Source organism: Acinetobacter sp. YH12219 (assembly GCF_013417875.1).
In the GTDB taxonomy this organism is placed as follows: domain Bacteria; phylum Pseudomonadota; class Gammaproteobacteria; order Pseudomonadales; family Moraxellaceae; genus Acinetobacter; species Acinetobacter amyesii.
The window spans coordinates 92,188-115,310 of sequence record NZ_VPDC01000015.1 but is presented as its reverse complement, the minus strand read 5'-3'; the positions used below and the strand labels follow the sequence as shown (position 1 = coordinate 115,310).

The window sequence follows — 23,123 nt, the reverse complement described above, 5'->3', positions numbered from 1 at the left end:
AAACTCTTCAGTTTAAAATCAATAGTACATATAGTGTACCAATCTTGGCTCATCAATTACTGACAAAAATTTGCTCAAATAAACTTCGAGTAATTTCTACCATCAATCAATGAAAATAATTTCGATCGATCAACCAGTAAAAATCCACACAAGTTGTTCTTCATAATCTCTTAATGATCTTCTTGTTGGTTCGTCACCAGCAAGCTAGGTCGGCTATATTACTCTTTATTTCTAAAGAGTCAACCGGTAATTCAAATTATTTTTAAACTTATCAAATAAAACCCAACTTAATCAATTTAACCAAGTCATTGTTTTATCAGAAGTTTTAATCTTCATCACCGCCGATGGATGTGCATTCTACAGCATTTCTGATCCAACGCAACACCCTTTCCCATTTATTTTTAATTTTTCATTACGTTTGTCTATTTATTCTACTAAATCAAATTTTTTTACTATTTTTTGAGCATAAAAGGGACAATATTTCCATATTTATCCGTTAATTTATCTTTTTCATTCTTTTCTTGCCATTTTAAAGCTCGACAATCGACATATTCATAGTAGCCACCTTCCCCACACTCGATTTCGTCGTTGATTTTGATTTGATAGTTAAAGCTTCCTGCATAGCCTGCGCCGAGTCCAAATTTAAAATCCCCACGACTCTGTGCTTGTACATGTATTTTCAGTTTGTCATTTTGGTAAATCCATTCAAATTCACGTGGCAAATACATTTTTTGCAAATTTGGGGTTTTAACCACAGGATAAACGCGCATGACTTTAAAGAACACGGCTTGGTCTGCCATGAACACTTGCTGCTGATTTAAATCTCTTAGATATAAACGTGAACTCAAAATATTGTTATAGCGGTCTCGCGTTTGCATAAAGATGATTTGACGCTTTCGGCTCAGGTTGATCACCTGATGGGTATAAAACGCCAAAGGTAAATATGGAAACTTGCGTATTTGTGCATAAGACAAAACCGCCAACTGATTTACATCATACATCTGGCCCTGAAATTTGATTTGCCCTTCACATTGGCACATCACCGACCAATATTCAGCAAGACCTAATCTTAATTTTATTAAACAAGAAGAAATATCGGTTGTTTGCACAGACAAATCTAAACTGAGTTCAGTATCTTCTCGATGGATTTGAAATACCGCTCCATCCCAACCGATCTGCTCTTTATCTCTAAACGTAAAGACGGTCTCACTCAGACTACAGTCATCTTTAATGGAATAGGATTGTAATTGACCAACCATATGACCACTTACACTGGTCATTACTGTGGCCGTATTGAGTTCGTCTTGTTGAATAGCCGCAGGATTTTGAAAAGCGGGAATCTGAGGCTGCCCGAGCCAACTCATAAAGTTAAGATAATGTAATGGCGCAGGAAGATTCGGTAGACAAAGTCCATAATGGACTGAAGGATAAGGCGTATTCGGCGCATGTAAATTTATTTTTTTATTTTGTAAATCTGGAGCTTGATTCAGTCGCCTTGATTGATCCAAGAAATCTTGAAATATCTGCATATCAAGCTCCTTTTCATTTTTTTATTTCATGCTTTAACTCATGCTTCTGCCTTTTTTGCCATTAAGGTGGTGACAAAACCAGACAATGCATAAATCACTGAAATAATTAAAATACCCATTGGAATATTATACGTTACAGCTGCTAAAACAAAGACTATGATTGGTAACACGGCAAATGGAACACGGCGACGATCCACCGTTTTAAATGAATAGTATTTCACATTTGAGATCATCAATAGACCCACTGCAATAATCACTACCGCATTAAAAATCTGAATACCTGTTTCGCGTAAGTCGAAGACTGCAGGGATGTCCATGCCTACCCATACCAATGAAATAATCATAACGGCTGCGAGTGGACTTGCAACACCAATAAAGTAACGTTTATCGACGACTCCGATTTGTACGTTAAAACGCGCTAAACGGAAGGCTGCACATGCGGTGTAAACAAAACATGCTGCCAGACCAATACGGCCTAAGTCATTTAGACTCCAGCTATACATTAAAATGGCAGGTGCAACACCAAATGCTAATAAGTCTGATAAGGAGTCAAACTGTTCACCAAATGGACTTTGCGCGCCGATAGCACGTGCGACACGGCCATCCAAACCATCAAATAATGCTGCAAGGAAAATGGCATAAATGGCTTGTTGAAACTCACCATTCATACTGGCAATAATTGAATAAAAGCCAGATAACAACGCAGCAGTTGTAATCAAGTTTGGCCACAGATAGATCCCACGACGTTTCACTTTATGCCCTTCATGGGTGTGCTCCTCTTCTTCAACTTCAAATGTAATGCCATCAAATGCATTTTCATCCTTTGAAGAAATTTCCCGCTCAGGTTTATTTGTATTTGTCATTGTTCGATCCTAACTGTGACCTTTCTTTTTCAAGTTTAAAATTATTCGCCAACCAACCAACGTACGGCTGCATGACCACCATTTTCATTCATACGAAGATGTGGGAACAACCATTGTAATGCTTCATCCGCATCTTCAGAGAATTTCCAAGGTGGGTTAATCACCAATAAACCACAACCATTTAGACCCACTGGAGTGTCATCTGGCCATACACAAATTTCGCAAACCAACTGACGACGAATACCGGTTTTGTACATTTTCTTTTCAAAACGTTCAATCATCGCGCGGTCTTTAATTGGATACCATACCGCAAAAACGCCTGTCGGCCATTTTTTATAAGCAGCGACCAACAATTCTACAAGCTGTGGAAAATCTTTACGTTCTAATTCGTAAGGCGGGTCAATCATGACCAAACCACGTTTTTCTTTTGGTGGAATTACACCCAGTAAACCTTCGTAAGCATCACGCTCATGCAAGCCTGCACGTTTATCAAAAATATTGTGGCGCAATTGCTGAAATACATCACGCTGCATTTCAAAAATCGTGGCTTTATCAGTTTCACGCATGCCTTCAAGTGCAAACCATGGAGAACCTGGATAAGCGCCTTTACCAAAGTTTTCACGCATTTTTTCAACAACTTTTAAATATTGTTGAACACCTTCAGGCGCATTGCGTTTAATCGAATCATCGAGCTTAACTAAACGATGAATACCATTTAAAAACTCACCTGATTTCTGTGCTTCAGAGGTCGAAAGATCATATTTACCTGCACCACCATGTGTATCTACATAGCGATAAGGTTTATCTTTTGCATTCAGTCGACTTAATAACTGAAGCAGCAAAACGTGCTTCATCACGTCGGCAAAGTTGCCTGCATGGAAATGGTGACGGTAATTCATGTTTCTTTAATTCCTGATATCAACGGACATTTTAGCATGAAAAATAGTTTCATTCCGATGCTATTCTTGCTCTAGAATACGTCACCTTTTTTTCCACAACTTTATGGATCGTATATGGAAACAGCCTTTCTCCCAAAGTCTTGGCCCGTTGATCAAATCCTCGATGATTTAGATCAACACGGGTTTAGCATTATTGATGACGCTTATCCTGCTGAATATATACATGCACTTGTTGAAGAATGTATGTCAAATTTAAATAAATTTAGGGATGCAGCCGTACAAAATGGGGTCATCAGTAAAATTAGAAGTGATCATATTTTATGGATTAACGACACATTAGATGTCGCACAAGAACACGTTCAAGCCTTAGAACATTTATCAGAACAATTTAATCGCGCATTTTTTTCTAACATTCACGAAGTCGAAGCACATTTTGCTTGTTATAACGCAGGTGAGTTTTATGCACTACACAAAGATAATCCTCAAGGCAAAAATGGACGTGTCATTTCAGCGGTTTATTATTTGCATGAATATTGGCAAGCCGACTGGGGCGGTGAATTGCGCTTACAAGATAAGAATGATGTTTGGCATATTTTAGAACCCAAACCAAATCGCATTGCGTTATTCCAAAGTGACCTATTACACGAGGTACTCGAAGCTAAACATCAACGTTTATCGATTACGGCTTGGCTACGTAATGACAACTCGATGTGGTAATTCGAGATTCCTCCTTTAAATCCCTTAAACTATCCTCATATATGAGTCATTCATAGATGAGGATGTACCCGATGCGTCAAAACAGTCATAAAATTATTCAGCGTATTGGCGAAACCGATCAATTATTTCTACAAGGCAACAGCCCTGAACTTGCTCTTGAGCGTGCAGACTTACGCCTGCAATTGGTTAATTTAAGTAAGAACCATCAAGAACAAGTGTATTTTCTGCAAGAAGCCATTGTTCTACTTGAGCAAAGCCGGATTGAATTTGAAGAAATGCCGATTGAGCTATACATCAATTTGTCTGTACATTTAGCCAAAGCTTATATGATATTTTTTGAAATTACCCAAGAGCAGCGCTATGCCCTGATTACCCAGCAGATTATGAAACCGATGTCCAAAGCTGAACATGGCGACATTTACTTCTACCTGGCCTATGCCTCTGCAGTAAAACAGGAACCTGCGTTAACGCGCCACTGGCTAAATAAGTACTGCAAATCTCAAGAATTCAAACTTACCACATTACTTGAGCATCCTGCATTTAATCCATATCGCCAAGAAGATTGGTTTGCAGAGTTACGCCAAAGCAAACTGCACTAAATAAAAAAACACCTCCGAGGAGGTGTTTTTTTATTTGTGGAGAAATGAAATCTATGCTGGCTGCAGCTTATATGCATCCATATGCAACTGTTGATTCAGCTCATCAATCCAAATAGCCCAATCATCATCTTGTACTAAATGACTGATTAGAAAATCACGCTGCGCTTTATTCCAAAACGGCGCATCATGTAAATTTTCACTTGCAGCAAGCTGATGCGTACGGACGTATAACTCGATCGCAGCTGGACTGCTGGCTAACCCCAATTGAGAAAACAATAAAGCTAAGGATGGTTTATTTTGATTGAGCATCTCGCCCTCCTTATCAACTAATCTATCATTTATTATTTAATTAACTTATATGATGAAGCTAAAAAAACCTAGTGTTAAAACTAGGTTTGTTGTTTCAAATTGTATTTAGATTTTGCATGATCCTGAAAGCTTATGTTCTGTATGCAATTGCTCATTTAAAATATCGACGACCATGGCCCAATCATCATCTTTTTTCCAATGACTGATAATGAAGTCGCGCTGTGACTTCGTCCAAAATGGTGCTTCATGCAATGGAACATCCATGGTGATTTGATGCGTTTCGATAAATTGATCGATGCCTTCCGGACTTGCATCCAACCCCAATTGTTCAAAAAATAGTTCCAACGTTGGTTGTTGATCAAACATTGCCGTTCTCCTCAAACTAATAACATTTCTCCCATCTTTATAGTTATCTGTTTATTTGACTTTGTCAGTTGCAACAGCATCTCAACGTGTTATTTTTTGTTCAAAATTTAAGCGTGGTATTTTTCGCAGGCTATAAAAAAAGCACCCCAAATGGAGTGCTTTTTTTTATAATTTAATTTAAAAAATTAAATTATTTAACCATGTCAGCAACTGCTGCACGTTCTTCTTCAAGCTCGTTTAGAGTGAAGTTGATACGTTCACGGCTGAATTCGTCGATTTCAAGACCTTGAACGATTTTGTATTCGCCGTTTTCAGTTGTTACAGGGAAACCGAACATTACGCCTTCAGGAATACCATAAGAACCGTCAGAAGGAATACCCATAGTTACCCATTTGCCGTTTGTGCCAAGAGCCCAATCGCGCATATGGTCGATTGCAGCGTTTGCAGCAGAAGCAGCAGAAGAAAGACCACGCGCTTCGATGATCGCAGCACCACGTTTACCGACAGTTGGAAGGAATACGTCTTTGTTCCAAGCAGCATCGTTGATTTTGTCTTTTAAGCTTTCGCCGTTTACATTTGCAAAACGGTAGTCAGCATACATTGTCGGAGAGTGGTTACCCCAAACTGTCATGTTTTCGATGTCAGAAACTGCAACACCCGCTTTTTGAGCAAGTTGAGTTAACGCACGGTTGTGGTCAAGACGTAACATTGCTGTGAAGTTTTTCGCTGGAAGATCTGGAGCAGATTTCATTGCAATGTAAGCGTTAGTATTTGCAGGGTTACCTACAACAAGAACTTTAACGTCACGGCTAGCAACTTCGTTAAGTGCTTGGCCTTGACCGATGAAGATTTCACCGTTTACTTTAAGAAGGTCAGCACGTTCCATACCAGGACCACGTGGACGTGAACCTACAAGAAGAGCGTAGTCAGCATCTTTGAATGCAACTTTAGGATCATCAGTACCGATCATACCTTCTAAAAGAGGGAATGCGCAGTCATCAAGTTCCATCATTACGCCTTTAAGCGCTTGTTGAGCTTTCTCAACTGGAATTTCTAATAATTGAAGGATAACTGGTTGGTCTTTACCCAACATTTCACCGCTTGCGATACGGAATAATAAGCTATAACCGATTTGACCAGCTGCGCCAGTAACGGCAACACGAACTGCTTGCTTCATGTAATTATCTCCAATTGAGGAAGGTCATAATGATTAAATAGCTGTTCTATCTAATCTTAATAATCATAAACGGCAAAGATTGTACTCCAATCTTTTGACGCTTGCATGTAAAAGAGAATGCTTTTCAACAAAAGTATGATAGGAAATATAAATAAAATGCCGAAAAAAGCTTAGAAAGAACCTTTAATTATGAAAGTTGCAGGACAATTTCCGACGATAGTCGTAGGGCAACTTTTGTACTGACCATTGTTTTTATAGCAAATTTTAATCTCAGTCAGTAGGCTACCACCACGGGTTTGCATACAGTTAAATTCAATACTTTGTGATACCAATCCGCTGTTCATACGCAACATTTTATTACGCAAGACATTGGCTTGAATAGATTGGGTTTCTTGGCTAGTCAATTCATCTGGAATTTTTAGCTTATCTGCATGATTAATAATGGTTCTGAAATACTGGCTGGCATTCATTGGGACACAGCCGCCGGTATTGTGCCAAAGCGCCACGCGAGCATTTTCATCAGGCATAATCCGTGCAACCACTTTGGCTTGCAGCGGAGAAAGTTTAGCGGAACTATTGGTGGTGCAATCACGGGTAGAAGTTTCTGGATATAGACCCGTGATATTGAGTGAATACCCTTCCAGACATTTACGTTTTTTACTTTTTAATGGGTCATAAGCGCAAACAGCAGGCACCATTTGCACATCCATCACGTACCCTTTTACAACTGGTGCTGCCGAAAGCATAGACATACCAAAGCCTACACCACTGCCGATGAGCAGTGATGTCAGTATTCGATAAGCAAGTCTAATGTCCATTTTCGGCATTCATCATTTACCCATATTGCGCCTAAAAGCAGGCGCATCTTGCTTTAAGGTTTATTGCGCATTCCGCAATGGAATCATTTGCATTCGTTTTTCAATCGATTGCGGCCCATGACCTAATAAAAGGCCGTAATGGGTTGCATTGGTCATCACATGTTTTACATAGTCTCGAGTTTCCGTTAATGGAATCGATTCCGTATATTGATCCGCTGCAATTGCTTGATATTCAGGCTGCCAGCGTCGAGCACGATTTGGACCCGCATTGTAACCTGCGGTCGCTAAGACTGGACTATTACTCAATTGACGTTGAATCATCGATAAATAGAAAGTGCCATAACGAATATTGGTATTCATATCCGTTAATGCAGCGGGGTTATAACTCTCCCCCATCTGACGAGCCACCAATTTTGCGGTGTCTGGCATAATTTGCATTAAACCACCGGCACCGACATGTGAACGTGCGCTAGTGACAAACCGACTTTCTTGACGCATCAAACCATAAGCCCATGCAGGGTCAATGCCGGCATTACGACTATGACTCACCACATAATTTTGATGCGGCATAGCATAACGTAAAGCATAATTGTGCTGTTTAGTGGTTCGATCTGCCGCATAAATCGCCCGATCATACCACCCCATATCGGTTGCACGTTTAGCTGCGGCAAGAATCATGCCATCATCATGCTTTAAATAGGCTTGACGCACTGCCCAGTTCCATTCACGGTTAATATAGCTGTCAGATGCATTAATATTGCGCAATGCAAAGGCACGACGGAAGTGAATATCCTGACTGAGACGCTGCGCATCTTGTGACGAAGGCTGCACATTTGACGGAATATTGTTATAAGACTGACCAATTTTGTCACGTGCTAACAAATTATGGTAATCATCGCCAACGGCAAGCTTGCGATAAATTTCTTTTGCCGCACGTTTAGATGAGGCATCTCCACGTTGTTCAGATGCTCGTGCTAACCAATATTGCCAACGGTCTTCCTGCTTTTGCGAAACGCTCATCGCATCAATTGCACGAATGACACTTTCCCATGCGCCAAAACGAATGGCTTGTCGCGCATAAATCTCGGCTTCTTCTGCACTAAAAGGCAGCCCATAACTCAAATCAAGATAATTTAGAACTTCACGGTTGAAATTGTTTTTCATTACCGTTGTACCACCGATATACCCAACACTCCGGTATAGGGCTTTTTGCACATCGGCTGGTGTGCCTTCTGCTGCACGTTTCACCGAAGAAATCGCGCCATTTAAGTCGCTATCGGCCAAGCGACCCATCGCATAAATCAGGTATGCATGATCTTCAGCTGTGGCTTTGGGTGCAGACCATAAATAATTCAGTGGATTGGCTTGAATGGTGTTGAGTTGTGACAAATTAATATTTACGCCAATGGTTTGCGCAGTCGCAATCGCTTGTCCTGACTGACCCGCTCTTAACTGTCCCCACATCCGTTGATGGCGGTCATCTTGAGTCATTAAAGGACTCGACAGCATCATACGGCCCAAGCCCGTACAGGAGTCAGGTTGTGAGTTTGTGGTCAACCATACATCTTTAAATTCTGCGTAGACCAGAGGGTCGCCCGACTTTGCGCGGACTTGAGCCATGGCACATGTTTCAGCACGGTCAGCATTAGTCACATATTGCAAGACAGGCTGTGCTGTAGCGAAATCAGCTTGTTTGACTTTTTCTTCAACATAATCTGCGGCTAATTTTTCTGCCATTGCCGAATTTGGATAGCGCTGTGCAAAATTAATAATGGCACTTGCAGGTTGTGAAGCCAAATTGTTATTCAGTAACCAATATTCTGGATAATAGCCCAAAACATCATTTTGCATAGATGATTGGTATTGTTGTAATAAACTAATATTGCCTGCATTCGCAGCACGTAAAGCATCGTTAAACTGCTCATCTGCGGCTTGGGCAAACGCAGAAATTCCGGAGAGCCCGACACTCAAAGCAAGTAATTTAGCGTAATTTTTCTGTTTAAAATTATGTTTTAACATCCACTTGCCTTCTTTCATGTCATTCTGCTCAGTTACAGCACATCGAACTTTGTTTAGGAATTAGTTTAATAATTCTAAACTCTGCATTGTGTTCTGTTATGTAACCTTATGATTAGCCAATATTAATTTTCAAACATTTTTGCTTCATAAATCAATATGGCAGAGTTGTCATTTTAGGCTGTAAGTTTCTAGTAAATTACTGCTAAAATATTGCCCATTCTTAAAATCCCCTTTTTGACCTCCGCAGCTGCACAATTCAATTGATTGAATTGTCTGTCAGCCACGTATGGTTATTGATTTTCATAAAATTCCTTTAGGAGCCTACATGACGGTTCAAACCTTCATCCCCAATAGTGCCCAAGCTGCCCCAGATAACACTGTTACCCAGCCACAGCACACCCAAGCTCAAGATGGAGCAGTGAAAAAACTGTACATCGAAACGCAAGGGTGTCAGATGAATGAGTATGACAGTCAACGTATGGGCGACCTTTTAGGTGACTCTCACGGTTATGTGCTAACGAACGACCCTAAAGAAGCCGATATTCTCCTGATGAATACCTGCTCTATCCGTGAAAAAGCACAAGAAAAAGTATTTTCTGAGTTAGGCCGCTGGCGCAAGCTGAAAGAAAAAAATCCAGACTTGGTGATTGGTGTCGGTGGTTGTGTTGCTTCTCAGGAAGGTGACAACATTCAAAAACGCGCACCCTATGTTGACATGGTGTTTGGTCCACAAACCTTGCACCGTTTACCGCAAATGTTGGATCAACATACTGAGCAAGTGGTCAAACCGAAAAAAGAAAAAATTCAATTGGTGGATATTTCATTCCCTGACATTGAAAAATTCGACTTTTTACCTGAACCGCGTGTAGAAGGTTTTAAAGCCTTTGTTTCTATCATGGAAGGCTGTTCTAAATACTGTTCATTCTGCGTGGTTCCCTATACCCGTGGTGAAGAAGTTTCTCGCCCACTCGATGACGTATTGGCTGAAATTGCCACTTTAGCTGAAAAAGGCGTACGTGAAATTTCATTACTCGGCCAAAACGTGAATGGTTACCGTGGTGAAACTTTTGAAGGTGAAATCTGTACCTTTGCAGACTTATTACGTTTAGTCGCTGAAATTCCGGGGATTGGTCGTATTCGTTACACCACATCGCACCCACTTGAATTTAACGATGACTTGATTCAATGCTACCGTGACTTACCGCAAATGGTTTCTCACTTGCATCTACCGGTTCAAAGTGGTTCAAACGACGTGCTACAAGCCATGAAGCGTAACCACACGATTGATGTTTATATCGATAAAATTGCCAAATTACGTCAAGTTCGCCCTGATATGCATTTATCTAGCGACTTTATTATTGGCTTTCCGGGCGAGACTGACGAGAACTTCGAAGAAACTTATCAATTTATTCAAGATATGGACTTCGATCATTCATACAGTTTCATCTACTCAAAACGTCCGGGTACTCCTGCCTCAGAACTTGAAGACACAACCCCTGAAGATGTGAAAAAAGAACGTCTTGCAAAAGTTCAACAATGGATTAAACAATCCAGTATCGATAAAACTGATGCAATGCTTGGGACCATTCAACGTGTCTTGATTGAGTCTGTTTCAGACAAAGATCCGAACTTGCTGATTGGTACTGCAGACAATACACGTTTGGTTAGCTTTATCGGTGATCCTGCATGGGTTGGGCGTTTTGCAGAGATTGAAGTGACAGATATTAAAACTTTGAAGTTTGTTTACGGTGAACTCTTGAATCTTGAGCCTGACGTGGCGTAATGTAAGCTTAATCGTCAGACCAATTTAAAGGAATTCTCTTGACTGCAGCGATTCGACGTACTGTAACTTTTGCTGGTATTCCACTTGACCGTTTACAAAGCATGCTCGGTGCCTATAACGGTCATCTCAAACAAATTGAACAACGTTTAGATGTCAAAATTTCTCATCGTGCAGATGCTTTTTTTGTCGATGGGGAAATCGATGCGGTAGAGAGAGCCGAAAGTCTCCTTCACCGTCTTTATGAAGAGTCCGAAACCAATCCACAGATTAGTGCGGACATTTTACACATGATGATTCAAGGCAGTCAGACTGACCGCGAAATTCAGGAAGATCTTTCTGAAAATGAGCATACCGGTTTAGACAATGTTTATCTACAAACCCGTAAAGGTCGGATCAACCCACGTGGTGCCAATCAAAAACGCTATGTACAGCGTATTTTACAAAGCGATATTTCATTTGGTATCGGCCCAGCGGGTACAGGTAAAACTTATCTCGCGGTCGCCGCTGCTGTAGATATGCTAGAACGTAACGAAATTCAACGCATTTTATTGGTTCGCCCTGCGGTTGAAGCCGGTGAAAAATTGGGTTTTTTACCCGGTGATTTGAGCCAAAAAATTGACCCTTACTTACGTCCGCTATACGATGCTTTGTATGAAATGCTCGGTTTTGAAAAAGTCGCTAAACTAATTGAACGTCAAGTGATTGAAGTTGCACCACTGGCCTACATGCGTGGTCGTACCTTAAATCATTCTTTTGTGATTTTAGATGAAGCACAAAACACCACCCCTGAACAAATGAAAATGTTCCTCACCCGTTTAGGTTTTGGTTCTCGTGCAGTAATCACGGGCGACATTACACAGGTCGATTTACCTCGTGGTCAACAATCTGGTTTGGCACATGCCTTACGTGTGATTGAAAAAATCAAAGAAATTCATATTACTCGCTTCCACTCTCGTGACGTGGTACGTCATCAATTGGTTCAAAAAATTGTTGAAGCCTATGAGGGATGGGACAGCGAACAACATCGCCTCACGGCTGAACAACGTGCAGAACGTAAAGCACGTCAGGAAGCCTTGGTGGCGGACAATGATGCTAAAGCTGATGGGCAGCATCAAGACGAAAACATTTAAGGATTCATTTTGAAACTTAATCTCTCCTTGCAGCAAAATTTTCAGTCACCTGAATTGGTGGTGAAACGTGCGCATATCAAAAAAGTCGTGGAAACGGCTTTACGTCATATCGATACACAAAGTGATTGTGAGATCGGTATTGCATGTGTGGACAATGACGAAAGCCACAAATTGAACTTGGAATATCGTGGTAAAGACAAACCGACTAATGTGTTGTCTTTTCCGAGCGATCTCCCCGATGAAATGGCAGCAGTTTTAGACTCATTTCCGATTGGCGACTTGGTGATTTGTATTCCTGTGGTTCTTCGTGAAGCACAAGAACAAAGCAAAGCACCCCTGACCCACTTTACGCATATGCTGGTACACGGTACGTTGCACCTCATGGGCTATGACCATGAAACCTCTGATGAAGATGCTGAAGAAATGGAAGCGTTGGAAATTGAGATTTTAGCCAAATTGGGGTTTGATAACCCTTATCTGGAAAGAGATTAAGAACCAAAAAAGCGAGCTACGGCTCGCTTTTTTTATCGTCATAAAAACCAAGGAAGGAAAGATATGCAATATGTCGTGATTTTTAAAGCACGCATTCGTACGCTTGATGAATTGTATTTTTCGACTGCACAGCAGCTTAGAGACAAAGCCTTGACACACTTTAACTGTCAACATTTTGAAGCGCTAACAGAGGCTGAGCATGAAATCGCCCTTTCCTACTGGAATACCTTAGAAGACATTCGAGCTTGGCAGCAAGATGCACAACATCTGGTGGCGCAGCAATTGGGGAAAAACCAATGGTATGCGAGTTTTAGCGTCGAAATCTGCGAAGTTTTGCGACGCTATCACAACTGAATTTTAACGCACCTCAAACTCTGCTTCTGCAGGATCGAAGCGCCAAGTACGTACAATACGAAGTTCTGAGATGTCTTTCATTTTGGCATCAAACAAACCAAAAGGTGCCGCCTTACGCACAGAGGTTTTTGCAGCTTCGTCCAATAAGCTTGAACCTGAACTTTCGATCAAACGAATGGCACGAATCCCGCCATTACTGTTCAAAATAACCATTAAGCGTACTTCACCGCGGAGCTGCTGCTGTTTTGCCGCTTCAGGATAATAACGGTTACCATAAAACTCGACTTTTTCGCGGAATTTTTCCATATAAGCAGCAGAAACATCTTGCTTGGCTTGAATACCATCAATGGTTTTAATTTTTTGCTGACGGCTAAAGTTTTGCTGACGTTGTAAATATTGAGCTTCGATACTCGCCACCATCGCAGCCTTAGCCTGAAACTGACTATTCAACTCCTCAACGGCTTTTTTGCGACTGTTTTCTTCCGCTTGCTTTTGCCAACTCAAAGTTGTCATCAACACTTTATCTTCAAAGCTGAGCTCTTTCTTTTGTTGCAGTTGTTCTAAAGCTTCACTTTTTTGCTCACCGGCTTTTTGTTCAATCATCGGTGCAGGCATGTCACTCGACATACGATGCGACTCACGGAATGTCCCCGAGCCCTGCTGATCGGCTTGCGCTAAAAAGTCTGCATGTTCAATTTTTTCCGTCGTAGGACGTAAAGAAACTGCAATTTCTTTGGTGTTATAGTCAGCCTCTTGGGGCATGGTAAATTGCATGGTTAAAAATGCCAAATGCAACACAGCAGCAAACACCAACGCAGTTGCAAATATGGGATCTTTCCACCACTCTTTCATCAAGGGCATGAACGTTATTTTTTTCAGCATCTCATTAAACCGACAATTTGCCGCATTCCCCAAACTGCTTAAAACAGTATAAAATAAAACTCGTATTCATTTTTTGATGAAAACGAGAAATCCATCAACACATCGATAATGCACAATTAAAATCATGAAAATGGTGCAATTTATTTTGCTAAACTGCAAGATCAAAACCTTGTGTTTTTATAGAAATCGACAAGATACACATCGTCAAAAAACATAATTTGTCAGGATGCACTTCTTATGCAAACGCTAGTTTCCAATATCGCTAAACGTATACGTCAAGTGTACCAAAAAGCTGAAGGATTTATTGAAGATGAGCGTGAATTCCCAATGTCTCAAGTGTTTTTAAATGCGACGTTTCAGCGCTTTGTGACCGATAATGTGAAAATGCTCAAAGACTTGCATGCTGACCTTCATGACGACTGGCTTCGACTGTATGCTACTTTGGATTATAACGGGCTGATCATAACACTCTCTGTTGATTTAAAACTGGTACAGATGGAACTCAACAAACTAACGCAATTGATCGTATTTGAACAAATTAGTGATACACAAGTGATTGAAGCGAAGTATCCAAATGTTCTGTATAAGATGGGCGTGCGCATGGCGTTATGGTTCTATCAAAAAGTACTCAACCAAGATCCATTGGGTATGATTTTGGAAAAGCTCAATGTGATCAAAGTTAAAGATGATTTACTGTATTTAGACCTGAATCGCTGGCTCGGTAAAAGTCGATCGATTATCGACACACTGGGCAAAGTCCATGTCAACCATGCTGTTTTACGTGAGGCCGAATTGGTGGTGATTGGTAATGTTAATTTAACCGCATTGTTCACCAAGATGTCGCAAGAACGGATAGAAGACTGGGATGATTCAAATTTAAAAGACGATGAAGTCATGCCAATTAAGCAAAAGGAAAGCTAGACTTATCCTGTACTTAGGCATCTTGAACCTATAAAAACGCTACACAATATATACATTAGGCACGGATTTGTGACGTGATTCTCCACAATCCAGCCGCATAATAAACATATCAGGTGGTTTAGCCCACCGCACTTCTATTGAATAGGAAAACCATACTTATGGCACATTCAGTTTTGAAAAATTTAGGTCTTGTTGCTGGGGTATCGACTACACTGCTTTTGACTGGTTTCTCAAGTCAGTCATTTGCCATGAGTCCATTCCAAGCCAACTACCAATTTAACTACAATGGCAAAAACTTGGGTTCTGCAACACGTACCCTAAAACAATCTGGGAATAACTGGACGTATGTTTTCGCAGCAAAAGCTGGTGCGATGGCCTCTGCAACTGAAACCAGTCGTTTTAGTTTAAATGGCAGCCAAATTCACTCGAACAGCTTTAGCCGCAGCAGCAAAATTTTGGTGCACAACAACACCATGAACATCAATTTCAATGCTGGCGCAAAAACCATTAATACCAAAAAAGATGATAAAGCGCGTTCATTTGCGTGGAAATCAGGTGTGTTAGATGAACTCAATGCTGAATTGCAAATTCGTGAAGATTTAAAAAATGGTGGTTTGAAATCGAATTACTACATTGCCGATGCCAAAGAGGTTGAAGCTCGTAAGTTCGTGAAACAAGGCACTGAAAAAGTGAAAACCACTTATGGAACTTTTGACACCGTTAAAGTCGTGATGCGTCATGACAAACCAGGCCGTCAAACGACTTTCTGGTTAGCACCAAAACTAGATTATCTACCTGTCAAAGTTTCCCACCAAGACAATAAAACCTCTTACGGTTTATTGTTAACGGGCTATAAAGGTGCAACAAATTAATTGATTTGATCAATTTCGCTTGCATTTTTCACGGTGCTTTTTAAAATACGCTTTTGCTTTAAAAAGCACCTGCCCCTCGAGGATTCTCCCGTGCACGCTCTGGAACAGAAAATCTTAGCTGAAGGTATCGTTCTCTCTGAAGAAGTTCTGAAAGTCGATTCTTTCCTGAACCACCAAATTGACCCTGTGATGATGCAACAAATTGGTCAAGAATTTGCCCGTCTTTTTAAAGATGCTGGCATCACAAAAATCATTACGATTGAAGCATCAGGTATTGCACCTGCGGTAATGGCTGGTCTTGAACTTGGTGTTCCTGTGATTTTTGCACGTAAATATCAATCTTTGACCTTAAAAGATGATTTGTATCGCTCAAAAGTGTTTTCTTTCACGAAACAAACTGAAAGCACTATCGCGATTTCTAAAAAGCACATCAATGCTGAAGATAAAGTTTTAGTGATTGATGACTTCTTGGCCAATGGTCAAGCGGCTTTAGGTCTTGCAGATCTTATTCATCAAGCAAGTGCTGAAGTATTGGGTATCGGTATCGTGATTGAAAAATCATTCCAACCTGGTCGTGATATTTTGCTTGAAAAAGGCTATCGCGTTGAATCATTGGCACGTGTGAAATCACTGGCGAATGGTACAGTTGAATTTGTTCGTGACTAGTTTGCGTTCAAAAGAAAAAAGAACACATCAGGTGTTCTTTTTTTTGCTAAAAATTTGCCATTAAGGTGACATAGAGCGCACTTTTTAACGCCTTAGTTACAAGCAGACAAAACATCGGTGTGCAAAACTCGATAAAATTCAGGAAAATCGTTGCATTTGATCAAATGGGTCAACTACTCATCTGTCAAATTACATTATGCTGCACCATAAATTCGGCCACTTTATTTTTTAAGGCTACGGAAAGTTATGAATACAGAAGATCAAAACATGGAACCGACAGTTAAATGTCCAAGATGTGGATCAACCCATATTGAAAAGCGTAACCATGAACAAAACTTACAAAAAATTGGTGGGGTTTTACTCAGTGGTGCAGGAACTGCTGCAGGGACTGTCGGTGGTGCGGCATCTGGCGCATCTATTGGTGCTGCGATTGGTGGTGTGACTGCAGGCCCACTTGGCGTGATTATGGGCGGAACCATCGGTACTTTTGTTGGTGCAATTAGCGTCGGCATTACAGGCGGTTTTCTAGGACACCGTTTTGGTAAAAAAGCCGGCGTGATCGTCGATCAAAATATTTTTCTCGACTACCAATGTTTAGACTGCAAACAGCGCTTTGAAGTTGAGCAACAGCCTGAAGACGCTGCAAAGACTTCGGATCAAGACTAAATTGGATATAAAAAAAGAGCGCATCAGCGCTCTTTTTTAATAGGTTATTGTTTTTCTAATATGTATTTCTAGTCTATTGAAATGCTATTCGAAAACCATGGCGAATCAATTAATTTGAAGCATCAGTTAAAGATTTTGATTCTGCTTTGACTTGATCTTGTTTCGCCAAAAATTCGTTTTCTTCAGCTTTTTTCTCTTGCGGGAAATCCATACTGTGCAAAACTGGCATTGCCGTACACAAGGAAGATGCAGCAAATGCGGAACACAGGAAAATCATTCGAAAATTAATAATAGACATCACACACCCCAAAGAAGAAATTTAAATACAAATCATGTAATCAAAAAATAAAAATAACGCGCCCAAAAAGACAGCAAAAATCGATTCAAGGCCATCACTGAGCAGGCTGTATTTAAAAACTTTCAATATGTTATTGATATCACTTATTTTGGGTATTTTAAGAATAGTTCGACAGATTTATTTTTATATTTTTGGGCGCAAATACGACATCGTTAATAAAAAGAAATCACACGTAAAAAAGCAAGAAAAGTGCAATATTTAAGCCTTTTCTTGCTCGTTCGCTACAAAGTCTGTGTAACTTCCTAGAACAAGTAAGTATCAAATCAACTTTTTGACCACTTCGCCCAGGCGTTTACCCTGCTCTTCACATAAGTTTCGCTCATCTTGACTCAATGACTGATCATGGCGTGGACCACTGACATGACTTGCACCATAAGGCGTACCACCCGTTTTGGTATTCGATAATGCAGGATGGGCATTACTTAAACCCATAACCATCATTCCGTGATGAAACAAAGGTGGCAGCATGGTCAGCAAAGTACTTTCCTGTCCCCCATGCATTGAACCTGAACTGGTAAACACACAGGCAGGTTTGCCATGTAATGCGCCATTGAGCCAAAGCGCTGTGGTTTGATCCCAGAAATATTTCATTTCCGACGCCATATTACCAAAACGTGTTGGCGAACCAAGGGCTAAACCTGAGCAATGCGCTAAGTCATCTAAGCTACAGTAAATATCGCCTTCGGCAGGAATACTGGGCTGCACGTCAGTCACCACAGCGGATAAATTTGGAACGGTTCGTATTTTTACCGCCATTCCAGACGCTTCAATTCCATTGGCAATCAAATGTGCCATCTCACGTGTTGAACCATATTTGCTGTAATACAGCACTAGTACATAAGCTTGCGTCATTTTTATAAATTCAATGAAAAAAGAAAACTATACGGTATTTTTCCTATTTTTTGGTTAAGCTAAGTGATGAAAATTGCATAAACATGACTAAAATAACTCGAGACTTGAACGAATGATCGAAGCATTTTTAAAAAAACTTCCCTTTTACGACAAGAAATGGTTTCAGTTTGTTTTATTTGTCATTCGACGTTTTGAAGCCGATCGCTGCCGTGAACAAGCAGGATCATTAACCTATACCACCTTGTTTGCAGTGGTACCCATGTTGACCGTATTCTTGGTCATCATCTCCTCAATTAAAGCTTTAGAACCTGCTCGTCAACAGCTTCAACAATTGATTTATAGTAATTTTCTACCGAAAACGACAATTGCTTTTGATAAAGCACTGAATGCATTCACCGATAAATCCAGTAACCTGACTGTTATTGGTGTACTGTTTTTATTCATTACCACAGTCATGATGCTGACCAGCATTGAGACAGTATTTAACCGAATTTGGCGGGTGCGTGAGACACGTGGCGGCATTATTGGCTTTATGCGCTATTGGACTATTATCTCATTAGGCCCGATCTTACTGGGTAGCGCATTTGTTGTGTCATCTACCTTGGCCTCTATGAATGTCCTCAGCAATAATTTTGCCGGCTATGAACTGGATGGGGCTTTTCTGCTGTGGATCTTGTCTTTTTCATTGACCATTTTAGGTTTTTTCATTCTGTATTGGACGATTCCCAACCGCAGTGTGCCGATTAAGGCGGCGCTGATCGCGGGTGTCTTTAGTGCCGTGGTATTTGAATTACTCAAAAACCTTTTTGGTTTTGTCATGTCAAATTTCACCAGTTATCAAATCGTTTACGGTGCTTTTGCTGCAGTGCCAATTTTCCTGCTTTGGATATTCCTTTCATGGAATATCGTACTGATTGGGGTAGAAATTAGTTATGCACTGACCGCTTTCAATTCGGGCAACGACCAAAAACGTCATCCTGTTATTATGTTGATGGATTTGCTTGAATTATTTTATAAAAAGCAAAAACTCGGTCAGAGCGTGACAGAAAAAGAAGCGCTTGAGGTTTTAGGGCGTGATGAAATCGGCCGCCTGCCAAGCTATATTTTATTGTTTGAAGAGCAACACCTGATTAAACGTACAGATGATGATCATTATGTTTTAGTTCGTAATTTAACCCAAGTGGACTTTTGGAGTTTTTACAGTAAGCTGCCCTATCCGCTCCCTAAACGGCAAGATTTAGGTCGCGTCGATCCAGATGATGTTTGGATGGAAAAAATTGGGCCGCAACTGGTCGAATCGGATGATTATCTCGTGGCCAAACTCTCGATTCCACTTGCGACTATTTTTGAAGAAAAATAAGCGTAAATAAAAAAAGGAGAGCCGTAGCTCTCCTTTTTTATTTATACATGATCTTAGGTCGCTGTGCGCTGACGTCCCATCAATTTAGCTAACCATCGATGCAAGGTTACCGTCATCACCCCGACCATTACTAAGGCCGTCCCCAAGATAAAGTTCAGTTCAATCGTTTCGTTTAAGATCAATACACCAAAGACCAGACCAAAGATTGGGGTAAGGAATGAAAATACGCCCAGACCATTGGCCAGATATTTACTTAACAGCCAAAACCACAGCATCAGACTGAAAAATGAAATAATGAGCACATGAAAAATCATGCTGCTGATGGACAGCACCGTCCAATGTACAGTCATTTGTCCTGTCAGCCACGCCACGGGTAATAAAAATACACAACCACCAACCAACTGATAAAACAAGGTCTGAGTCGGAGGTGCATCAGACAGTTTGGTGAGTCTTAATGAAATGGTGGTCAAGGCCCACATCACCCCTGCAAGTAATGCCATCGCATCACCCAACAGGGCTTGAGTGTTGACTGTAGTGCTACTTTCACGTCCCATAAACGACAGGACAATACCTGAAAAGGCAATAAAAATACCGACCCACTGGATCGCTGTAAGCTTTTCTTCAGGCAACTTCCAATGTAAACCTAATGCCACGAATATCGGTGCGGTATAGAGCAAGACAACAGTATGTGATGCAGAGGTATAGCGCAGGGATTCTGCCACTAAAATAAATTCAGCTGAAAATAAAAACGCCAACCAGATACCCGGTAGCATGTATTCGCGTGTATATAAATGTGTTCCCGGCTTGAGACGAATCAGTGGAAAGACCAACAGCGCAGCCAAACCCGATCGAATGGCAATTTGCATGATCGGCGCAATATCAACCGCGGCCAATTTCAAAATGACCTGTTGAATCCCTAAAATCATGCACAAAATAATCATCAGACCAGAAGCTTTTGCATCTAGCGCCTTACGCTGTTCCACACTATTTACTCAACAATACGACAAGCAACACTATAGAACTGTCAGAAATAAAATATATACTTCAAAATAGACAAGTGATCTTCTTATTCAGGCAAAATTTCTCATGCGTCATAAAGCTCGTGTAGATCATACGCAGTTCCAGCAACTTCCCACCAACGATGAAATTCAAGCAGCGCTGTGGATCAGTTTTCGTGACGATCCTGCACTGTCTGTTTATCCCGTTCATGGGCATGCTTGGGGCGAGTTTGTCTATGCCTTTAATGGCGTAATGGAAGTGAACATCAATCAGATAGACTATATTACTCCACCGCCTTATGGCATTTGGCTTCCCCCACATTTAGAACACAGTGGTTTAAATCGTACTGCGGTTTCACATGGAACCTTATATGTACATGAATCGCTATGTACTCACTTACCGAAACAACCGGGGATTTTACTCAGCTCGCCCTTAGTCACCGCGATCTTCAGCCATTTGCGTCTGTTGCACCAACAAGCCGACCTCTTGGAAAATACCGCCGAGTATCAACGCTTACTCCATGTGATCTTAGATCAACTACATCAAGCCAAATTGGTCAGTAGCTATTTACCGTATTCGGAACACCCTGCCCTCAAACAACTGCTTGATTATTTACATCAACATCCTGCGGATCAGAGCGCGCTTGAGCAATTGGCACAGCGGATAAACATGACGGAACGTACTCTGGCACGTTATTGTCAAAAAGAACTTGGGATGTCGCTGCATGAATGGCGACAACGCCTCAAAGTCATGAAAGCCATGTCGATGCTCAACGCAGGTCAAACCGTCGAAAATATTGCTTTAGAACTTGGTTATGCCAATGCCTCGGCGTTTATAAATATGTTTAAAAAATGGATGCTTTGCACCCCAGATCAGTTTAGAAAATCTGCCTTAAAGCCCTAAATTTGTTTAAATTTAGCTATAAGGGTCTCTATAAAGTGATTCAACAATCCGCTAAGATCAAAAAATCCACAAAGAATGATAATGACTCCCTTTCGAATGAATAAAAAAACCATTTTAGCGCTGTGTTTATCTGCCGTATTTTTAACGGCTTGTAGTTCCAAAGAACAGCGTGAATTTAATTCTGCACTCAAAACCGCTCAAACAGGCGATGCGACTGCACAAATGAAAGTGGGTGATTTATACCTCAGTGGAACGGGCACAGAACAAAATATCGAACAAAGTGTACATTGGTACAAAGCTGCTGCGGATCAAGGCACTACGGACGCATTCGCATGGTTGATGACTCAAGCCTACCAAGGAAACCCGCATGCAGATCAAGTGATTCGAAAGATGCAGCAAGATGGCAATATTTTCCTTGCACACTGGGTGCTAGACCTTGCAAAAAAGACTCATGATCCTGCTGCTGAATATACCGTTGGTTGGATGTACGACACGGGAAAAGGCTTAATTCAAGATAAGCACCAAGCGCAAATTTGGTATGAAAAAGCTGCCAAACAAAAGAATGTCGAAGCAATCAAAGTCTTGGGAAATCAACATTATTTTTCTGAACATCCTTCGTCTACACCCGACAAAGCAGCTGAATATTTAAGCTATGCCGCAGAACAAGGGCAAGATGCTGACGCGGCGATGAAAATGGCACATTATTATCATTATGATATTCGAGATGGTGAAAAAGCGCGACAATGGTATGCCAAAGCAGGTGCATTGGGAGACACTGACTCACAGCATATGGCCGAGACCTATGAAGCATGGAAAGATACTGGTCCTTTACAACCGAATGAGCCACCGCCATCAAGCAGTACCGAATAGATCAATCAAAAAAGGCTGCATTAAGCAGCCTTTTTTGTATTTTTTTCACAGATTATTTGACAAAAGTTGTCCAAACAAAATCCTGATTTTTGCCTTTCAGGGTCATTTTCAACTGCTCACCTGACTGTAGTGCCGCGACACCCGCAGGCGTACCCGTCATGACCACATCACCCGCTTCAAGACTAAACACTTGGCTAATATCTGCCAACAAAGTACCCACATCAAAAATCAGCAATGCAGTATCACCGTTCTGGCGCAGTTCATCATTGACATGCAAGGTGTAATGCACATCTTTCCAATCTTGAACCACCTCTTGAACATCGACCCAATCCGCAAGGATGCAAGAACCATCATAAGCTTTGGCACGCTCCCAAGGCTGACCTTTTTTCTTTAAGTCATCTTGTAGATCACGCAAGGTCAGGTCTAGCCCCAAAGTCACAGCTCCGACTGCTTCTAAGGCTTTGCGTGGATCAGTTTCAGCCGATAAAGGACGATCAATACGTAAACTTAATTCGCATTCATAGTGGCAACTGCCCCATGCAGGATTCCATGAGATGCCTTGCTCTAATGCGGTTAATGCACTTGGCGGCTTCATAAAAAGCACAGGACGGTCAGGAATTGCATTGCCTAATTCTTTGGCATGATCTGCATAACTACGACCGACGCAAACAATTTTAGATGGACGTGACTGCATACTACTCCCTCTTTTGTTATGAATA

The 23,123-nt window shown here is 41.1% G+C and carries 26 protein-coding genes; 13 read left to right on the top strand and 13 right to left on the bottom strand.

Annotated elements, in window-relative coordinates:
• Window positions 1–452: 452 nt before the first annotated feature.
• From FTV04_RS11505 to FTV04_RS11495, 3 genes are read right to left on the bottom strand one after another with little or no spacing between them, the layout of a single operon-like run.
• A complete protein-coding gene (locus FTV04_RS11505; protein ID WP_180089604.1) occupies window positions 453–1,529 on the bottom strand; it encodes a DUF6670 family protein in 1,077 nt (358 codons plus the stop codon).
• A gap of 38 nt (window positions 1,530–1,567) precedes the next feature.
• On the bottom strand, window positions 1,568–2,392 hold the full coding sequence (gene pssA, locus FTV04_RS11500; protein WP_078189231.1) for a CDP-diacylglycerol--serine O-phosphatidyltransferase: 825 nt from the start codon (window positions 2,390–2,392) through the stop codon (window positions 1,568–1,570).
• A 41-nt stretch (window positions 2,393–2,433) separates the two neighbouring features.
• Window positions 2,434–3,291: a 23S rRNA (adenine(2030)-N(6))-methyltransferase RlmJ gene (locus FTV04_RS11495; protein ID WP_078189232.1), complete on the bottom strand. Its 858-nt coding sequence runs from the start codon at window positions 3,289–3,291 to the stop codon at window positions 2,434–2,436.
• A gap of 114 nt (window positions 3,292–3,405) precedes the next feature.
• Here FTV04_RS11495 and FTV04_RS11490 point away from each other — a divergent pair, with 114 nt between their 5' ends.
• Together FTV04_RS11490 and FTV04_RS11485 are read left to right on the top strand one after the other, a co-directional pair.
• Window positions 3,406–4,008, top strand: a complete 603-nt coding sequence (locus FTV04_RS11490) for a 2OG-Fe(II) oxygenase (protein ID WP_111885952.1) — start codon at window positions 3,406–3,408, stop codon at window positions 4,006–4,008.
• Between the two features lie 71 nt (window positions 4,009–4,079).
• Entirely contained in the window at window positions 4,080–4,607 is a 528-nt protein-coding gene (locus FTV04_RS11485) for a hypothetical protein (RefSeq protein WP_180035684.1), read from the top strand.
• Window positions 4,608–4,658: 51 nt separating this feature from the next.
• On the opposite strand, the gene FTV04_RS11480 is transcribed toward FTV04_RS11485, so the two are convergent.
• The 5 genes from FTV04_RS11480 to FTV04_RS11460 all read right to left on the bottom strand — a co-directional run bounded on the left by FTV04_RS11480 (window position 4,659) and on the right by FTV04_RS11460 (window position 9,314).
• On the bottom strand, window positions 4,659–4,916 hold the full coding sequence (locus FTV04_RS11480; protein WP_078189234.1) for a DUF2789 family protein: 258 nt from the start codon (window positions 4,914–4,916) through the stop codon (window positions 4,659–4,661).
• A 105-nt stretch (window positions 4,917–5,021) separates the two neighbouring features.
• Complete coding sequence (locus FTV04_RS11475) at window positions 5,022–5,282, bottom strand: DUF2789 family protein (RefSeq protein WP_078189235.1); 261 nt, start codon at window positions 5,280–5,282, stop codon at window positions 5,022–5,024.
• Between the two features lie 190 nt (window positions 5,283–5,472).
• Window positions 5,473–6,459: a malate dehydrogenase gene (locus tag FTV04_RS11470; protein WP_078189236.1), complete on the bottom strand. Its 987-nt coding sequence runs from the start codon at window positions 6,457–6,459 to the stop codon at window positions 5,473–5,475.
• 170 nt (window positions 6,460–6,629) lie between these two features.
• Window positions 6,630–7,286, bottom strand: coding sequence for a ribonuclease I (locus FTV04_RS11465; protein ID WP_180089602.1), 657 nt, complete (start codon window positions 7,284–7,286; stop codon window positions 6,630–6,632).
• A 51-nt stretch (window positions 7,287–7,337) separates the two neighbouring features.
• Window positions 7,338–9,314 (bottom strand): lytic transglycosylase domain-containing protein, encoded by a 1,977-nt coding sequence (locus FTV04_RS11460; RefSeq protein WP_180089600.1) that lies wholly within the window; start codon window positions 9,312–9,314, stop codon window positions 7,338–7,340.
• A 307-nt stretch (window positions 9,315–9,621) separates the two neighbouring features.
• On the opposite strand from FTV04_RS11460, the gene miaB reads away from it, so the two are divergent.
• The 4 genes from miaB to FTV04_RS11440 all read left to right on the top strand — a co-directional run bounded on the left by miaB (window position 9,622) and on the right by FTV04_RS11440 (window position 13,055).
• Window positions 9,622–11,079 (top strand): tRNA (N6-isopentenyl adenosine(37)-C2)-methylthiotransferase MiaB, encoded by a 1,458-nt coding sequence (miaB, locus tag FTV04_RS11455; RefSeq protein ID WP_180089598.1) that lies wholly within the window; start codon window positions 9,622–9,624, stop codon window positions 11,077–11,079.
• Between the two features lie 38 nt (window positions 11,080–11,117).
• Entirely contained in the window at window positions 11,118–12,209 is a 1,092-nt protein-coding gene (locus FTV04_RS11450; RefSeq protein ID WP_180089596.1) for a PhoH family protein, read from the top strand.
• A gap of 9 nt (window positions 12,210–12,218) precedes the next feature.
• A complete protein-coding gene (gene ybeY, locus FTV04_RS11445; protein ID WP_078192431.1) occupies window positions 12,219–12,701 on the top strand; it encodes an rRNA maturation RNase YbeY in 483 nt (160 codons plus the stop codon).
• Window positions 12,702–12,764: 63 nt separating this feature from the next.
• Window positions 12,765–13,055, top strand: coding sequence for an antibiotic biosynthesis monooxygenase (locus FTV04_RS11440; protein ID WP_180026041.1), 291 nt, complete (start codon window positions 12,765–12,767; stop codon window positions 13,053–13,055).
• 3 nt (window positions 13,056–13,058) lie between these two features.
• Here the strand turns inward: FTV04_RS11440 and FTV04_RS11435 are convergent, their stop codons facing one another.
• Complete coding sequence (locus tag FTV04_RS11435; protein ID WP_218949928.1) at window positions 13,059–13,916, bottom strand: energy transducer TonB; 858 nt, start codon at window positions 13,914–13,916, stop codon at window positions 13,059–13,061.
• Between the two features lie 258 nt (window positions 13,917–14,174).
• Here FTV04_RS11435 and FTV04_RS11430 point away from each other — a divergent pair, with 258 nt between their 5' ends.
• The 4 genes from FTV04_RS11430 to FTV04_RS11415 all read left to right on the top strand — a co-directional run bounded on the left by FTV04_RS11430 (window position 14,175) and on the right by FTV04_RS11415 (window position 17,062).
• Entirely contained in the window at window positions 14,175–14,858 is a 684-nt protein-coding gene (locus FTV04_RS11430; RefSeq protein ID WP_180089594.1) for a hypothetical protein, read from the top strand.
• A 158-nt stretch (window positions 14,859–15,016) separates the two neighbouring features.
• Window positions 15,017–15,730 carry a DUF3108 domain-containing protein gene (locus FTV04_RS11425; RefSeq protein WP_078192434.1) on the top strand — a complete coding sequence of 238 codons (714 nt, stop codon included), beginning with the start codon at window positions 15,017–15,019 and terminating at the stop codon, window positions 15,728–15,730.
• A gap of 90 nt (window positions 15,731–15,820) precedes the next feature.
• Window positions 15,821–16,396: a xanthine phosphoribosyltransferase gene (locus tag FTV04_RS11420; RefSeq protein WP_078189246.1), complete on the top strand. Its 576-nt coding sequence runs from the start codon at window positions 15,821–15,823 to the stop codon at window positions 16,394–16,396.
• A 267-nt stretch (window positions 16,397–16,663) separates the two neighbouring features.
• Complete coding sequence (locus FTV04_RS11415) at window positions 16,664–17,062, top strand: hypothetical protein (RefSeq protein WP_180026120.1); 399 nt, start codon at window positions 16,664–16,666, stop codon at window positions 17,060–17,062.
• Window positions 17,063–17,171: 109 nt separating this feature from the next.
• Here the strand turns inward: FTV04_RS11415 and FTV04_RS11410 are convergent, their stop codons facing one another.
• Entirely contained in the window at window positions 17,172–17,360 is a 189-nt protein-coding gene (locus FTV04_RS11410; RefSeq protein WP_180059184.1) for a hypothetical protein, read from the bottom strand.
• Between the two features lie 318 nt (window positions 17,361–17,678).
• Window positions 17,679–18,272, bottom strand: a complete 594-nt coding sequence (gene wrbA, locus FTV04_RS11405; RefSeq protein ID WP_180059183.1) for an NAD(P)H:quinone oxidoreductase — start codon at window positions 18,270–18,272, stop codon at window positions 17,679–17,681.
• A gap of 112 nt (window positions 18,273–18,384) precedes the next feature.
• Between wrbA and FTV04_RS11400 the strand changes: the two genes are divergently transcribed.
• Window positions 18,385–19,632, top strand: a complete 1,248-nt coding sequence (locus tag FTV04_RS11400) for a YihY family inner membrane protein (RefSeq protein ID WP_180059182.1) — start codon at window positions 18,385–18,387, stop codon at window positions 19,630–19,632.
• 53 nt (window positions 19,633–19,685) lie between these two features.
• On the opposite strand, the gene FTV04_RS11395 is transcribed toward FTV04_RS11400, so the two are convergent.
• On the bottom strand, window positions 19,686–20,615 hold the full coding sequence (locus tag FTV04_RS11395; protein ID WP_373688131.1) for a DMT family transporter: 930 nt from the start codon (window positions 20,613–20,615) through the stop codon (window positions 19,686–19,688).
• Window positions 20,616–20,718: 103 nt separating this feature from the next.
• Here FTV04_RS11395 and FTV04_RS11390 point away from each other — a divergent pair, with 103 nt between their 5' ends.
• Window positions 20,719–21,534, top strand: coding sequence for a helix-turn-helix domain-containing protein (locus FTV04_RS11390; RefSeq protein ID WP_180089592.1), 816 nt, complete (start codon window positions 20,719–20,721; stop codon window positions 21,532–21,534).
• A 96-nt stretch (window positions 21,535–21,630) separates the two neighbouring features.
• On the top strand, window positions 21,631–22,404 hold the full coding sequence (locus FTV04_RS11385; RefSeq protein ID WP_180089590.1) for a tetratricopeptide repeat protein: 774 nt from the start codon (window positions 21,631–21,633) through the stop codon (window positions 22,402–22,404).
• Window positions 22,405–22,456: 52 nt separating this feature from the next.
• On the opposite strand, the gene FTV04_RS11380 is transcribed toward FTV04_RS11385, so the two are convergent.
• Entirely contained in the window at window positions 22,457–23,122 is a 666-nt protein-coding gene (locus FTV04_RS11380; RefSeq protein ID WP_313044169.1) for a fumarylacetoacetate hydrolase family protein, read from the bottom strand.
• Window position 23,123 lies beyond the last annotated feature (1 nt).

What these genes read in the sequence shown, in the direction of transcription:
- FTV04_RS11425 (WP_078192434.1), top strand. Translation starts at nt 15,017, where the DNA reads ATGGCACATTCAGTTTTGAAAAATTTAGGTCTTGTTGCTGGGGTATCG.
- FTV04_RS11435 (WP_218949928.1), bottom strand. Translation starts at nt 13,916, where the DNA reads ATGCCCTTGATGAAAGAGTGGTGGAAAGATCCCATATTTGCAACTGCG.
- FTV04_RS11480 (WP_078189234.1), bottom strand. Translation starts at nt 4,916, where the DNA reads ATGCTCAATCAAAATAAACCATCCTTAGCTTTATTGTTTTCTCAATTG.
- pssA (WP_078189231.1), bottom strand. Translation starts at nt 2,392, where the DNA reads ATGACAAATACAAATAAACCTGAGCGGGAAATTTCTTCAAAGGATGAA.
- FTV04_RS11490 (WP_111885952.1), top strand. Translation starts at nt 3,406, where the DNA reads ATGGAAACAGCCTTTCTCCCAAAGTCTTGGCCCGTTGATCAAATCCTC.
- FTV04_RS11465 (WP_180089602.1), bottom strand. Translation starts at nt 7,286, where the DNA reads ATGCCGAAAATGGACATTAGACTTGCTTATCGAATACTGACATCACTG.
- FTV04_RS11440 (WP_180026041.1), top strand. Translation starts at nt 12,765, where the DNA reads ATGCAATATGTCGTGATTTTTAAAGCACGCATTCGTACGCTTGATGAA.
- FTV04_RS11390 (WP_180089592.1), top strand. Translation starts at nt 20,719, where the DNA reads ATGCGTCATAAAGCTCGTGTAGATCATACGCAGTTCCAGCAACTTCCC.
- FTV04_RS11410 (WP_180059184.1), bottom strand. Translation starts at nt 17,360, where the DNA reads ATGTCTATTATTAATTTTCGAATGATTTTCCTGTGTTCCGCATTTGCT.
- FTV04_RS11460 (WP_180089600.1), bottom strand. Translation starts at nt 9,314, where the DNA reads ATGAAAGAAGGCAAGTGGATGTTAAAACATAATTTTAAACAGAAAAAT.
- FTV04_RS11470 (WP_078189236.1), bottom strand. Translation starts at nt 6,459, where the DNA reads ATGAAGCAAGCAGTTCGTGTTGCCGTTACTGGCGCAGCTGGTCAAATC.
- FTV04_RS11400 (WP_180059182.1), top strand. Translation starts at nt 18,385, where the DNA reads ATGATCGAAGCATTTTTAAAAAAACTTCCCTTTTACGACAAGAAATGG.
- FTV04_RS11505 (WP_180089604.1), bottom strand. Translation starts at nt 1,529, where the DNA reads ATGCAGATATTTCAAGATTTCTTGGATCAATCAAGGCGACTGAATCAA.
- FTV04_RS11430 (WP_180089594.1), top strand. Translation starts at nt 14,175, where the DNA reads ATGCAAACGCTAGTTTCCAATATCGCTAAACGTATACGTCAAGTGTAC.
- wrbA (WP_180059183.1), bottom strand. Translation starts at nt 18,272, where the DNA reads ATGACGCAAGCTTATGTACTAGTGCTGTATTACAGCAAATATGGTTCA.
- FTV04_RS11495 (WP_078189232.1), bottom strand. Translation starts at nt 3,291, where the DNA reads ATGAATTACCGTCACCATTTCCATGCAGGCAACTTTGCCGACGTGATG.
- miaB (WP_180089598.1), top strand. Translation starts at nt 9,622, where the DNA reads ATGACGGTTCAAACCTTCATCCCCAATAGTGCCCAAGCTGCCCCAGAT.
- FTV04_RS11415 (WP_180026120.1), top strand. Translation starts at nt 16,664, where the DNA reads ATGGAACCGACAGTTAAATGTCCAAGATGTGGATCAACCCATATTGAA.
- FTV04_RS11475 (WP_078189235.1), bottom strand. Translation starts at nt 5,282, where the DNA reads ATGTTTGATCAACAACCAACGTTGGAACTATTTTTTGAACAATTGGGG.
- FTV04_RS11485 (WP_180035684.1), top strand. Translation starts at nt 4,080, where the DNA reads ATGCGTCAAAACAGTCATAAAATTATTCAGCGTATTGGCGAAACCGAT.
- FTV04_RS11385 (WP_180089590.1), top strand. Translation starts at nt 21,631, where the DNA reads ATGAATAAAAAAACCATTTTAGCGCTGTGTTTATCTGCCGTATTTTTA.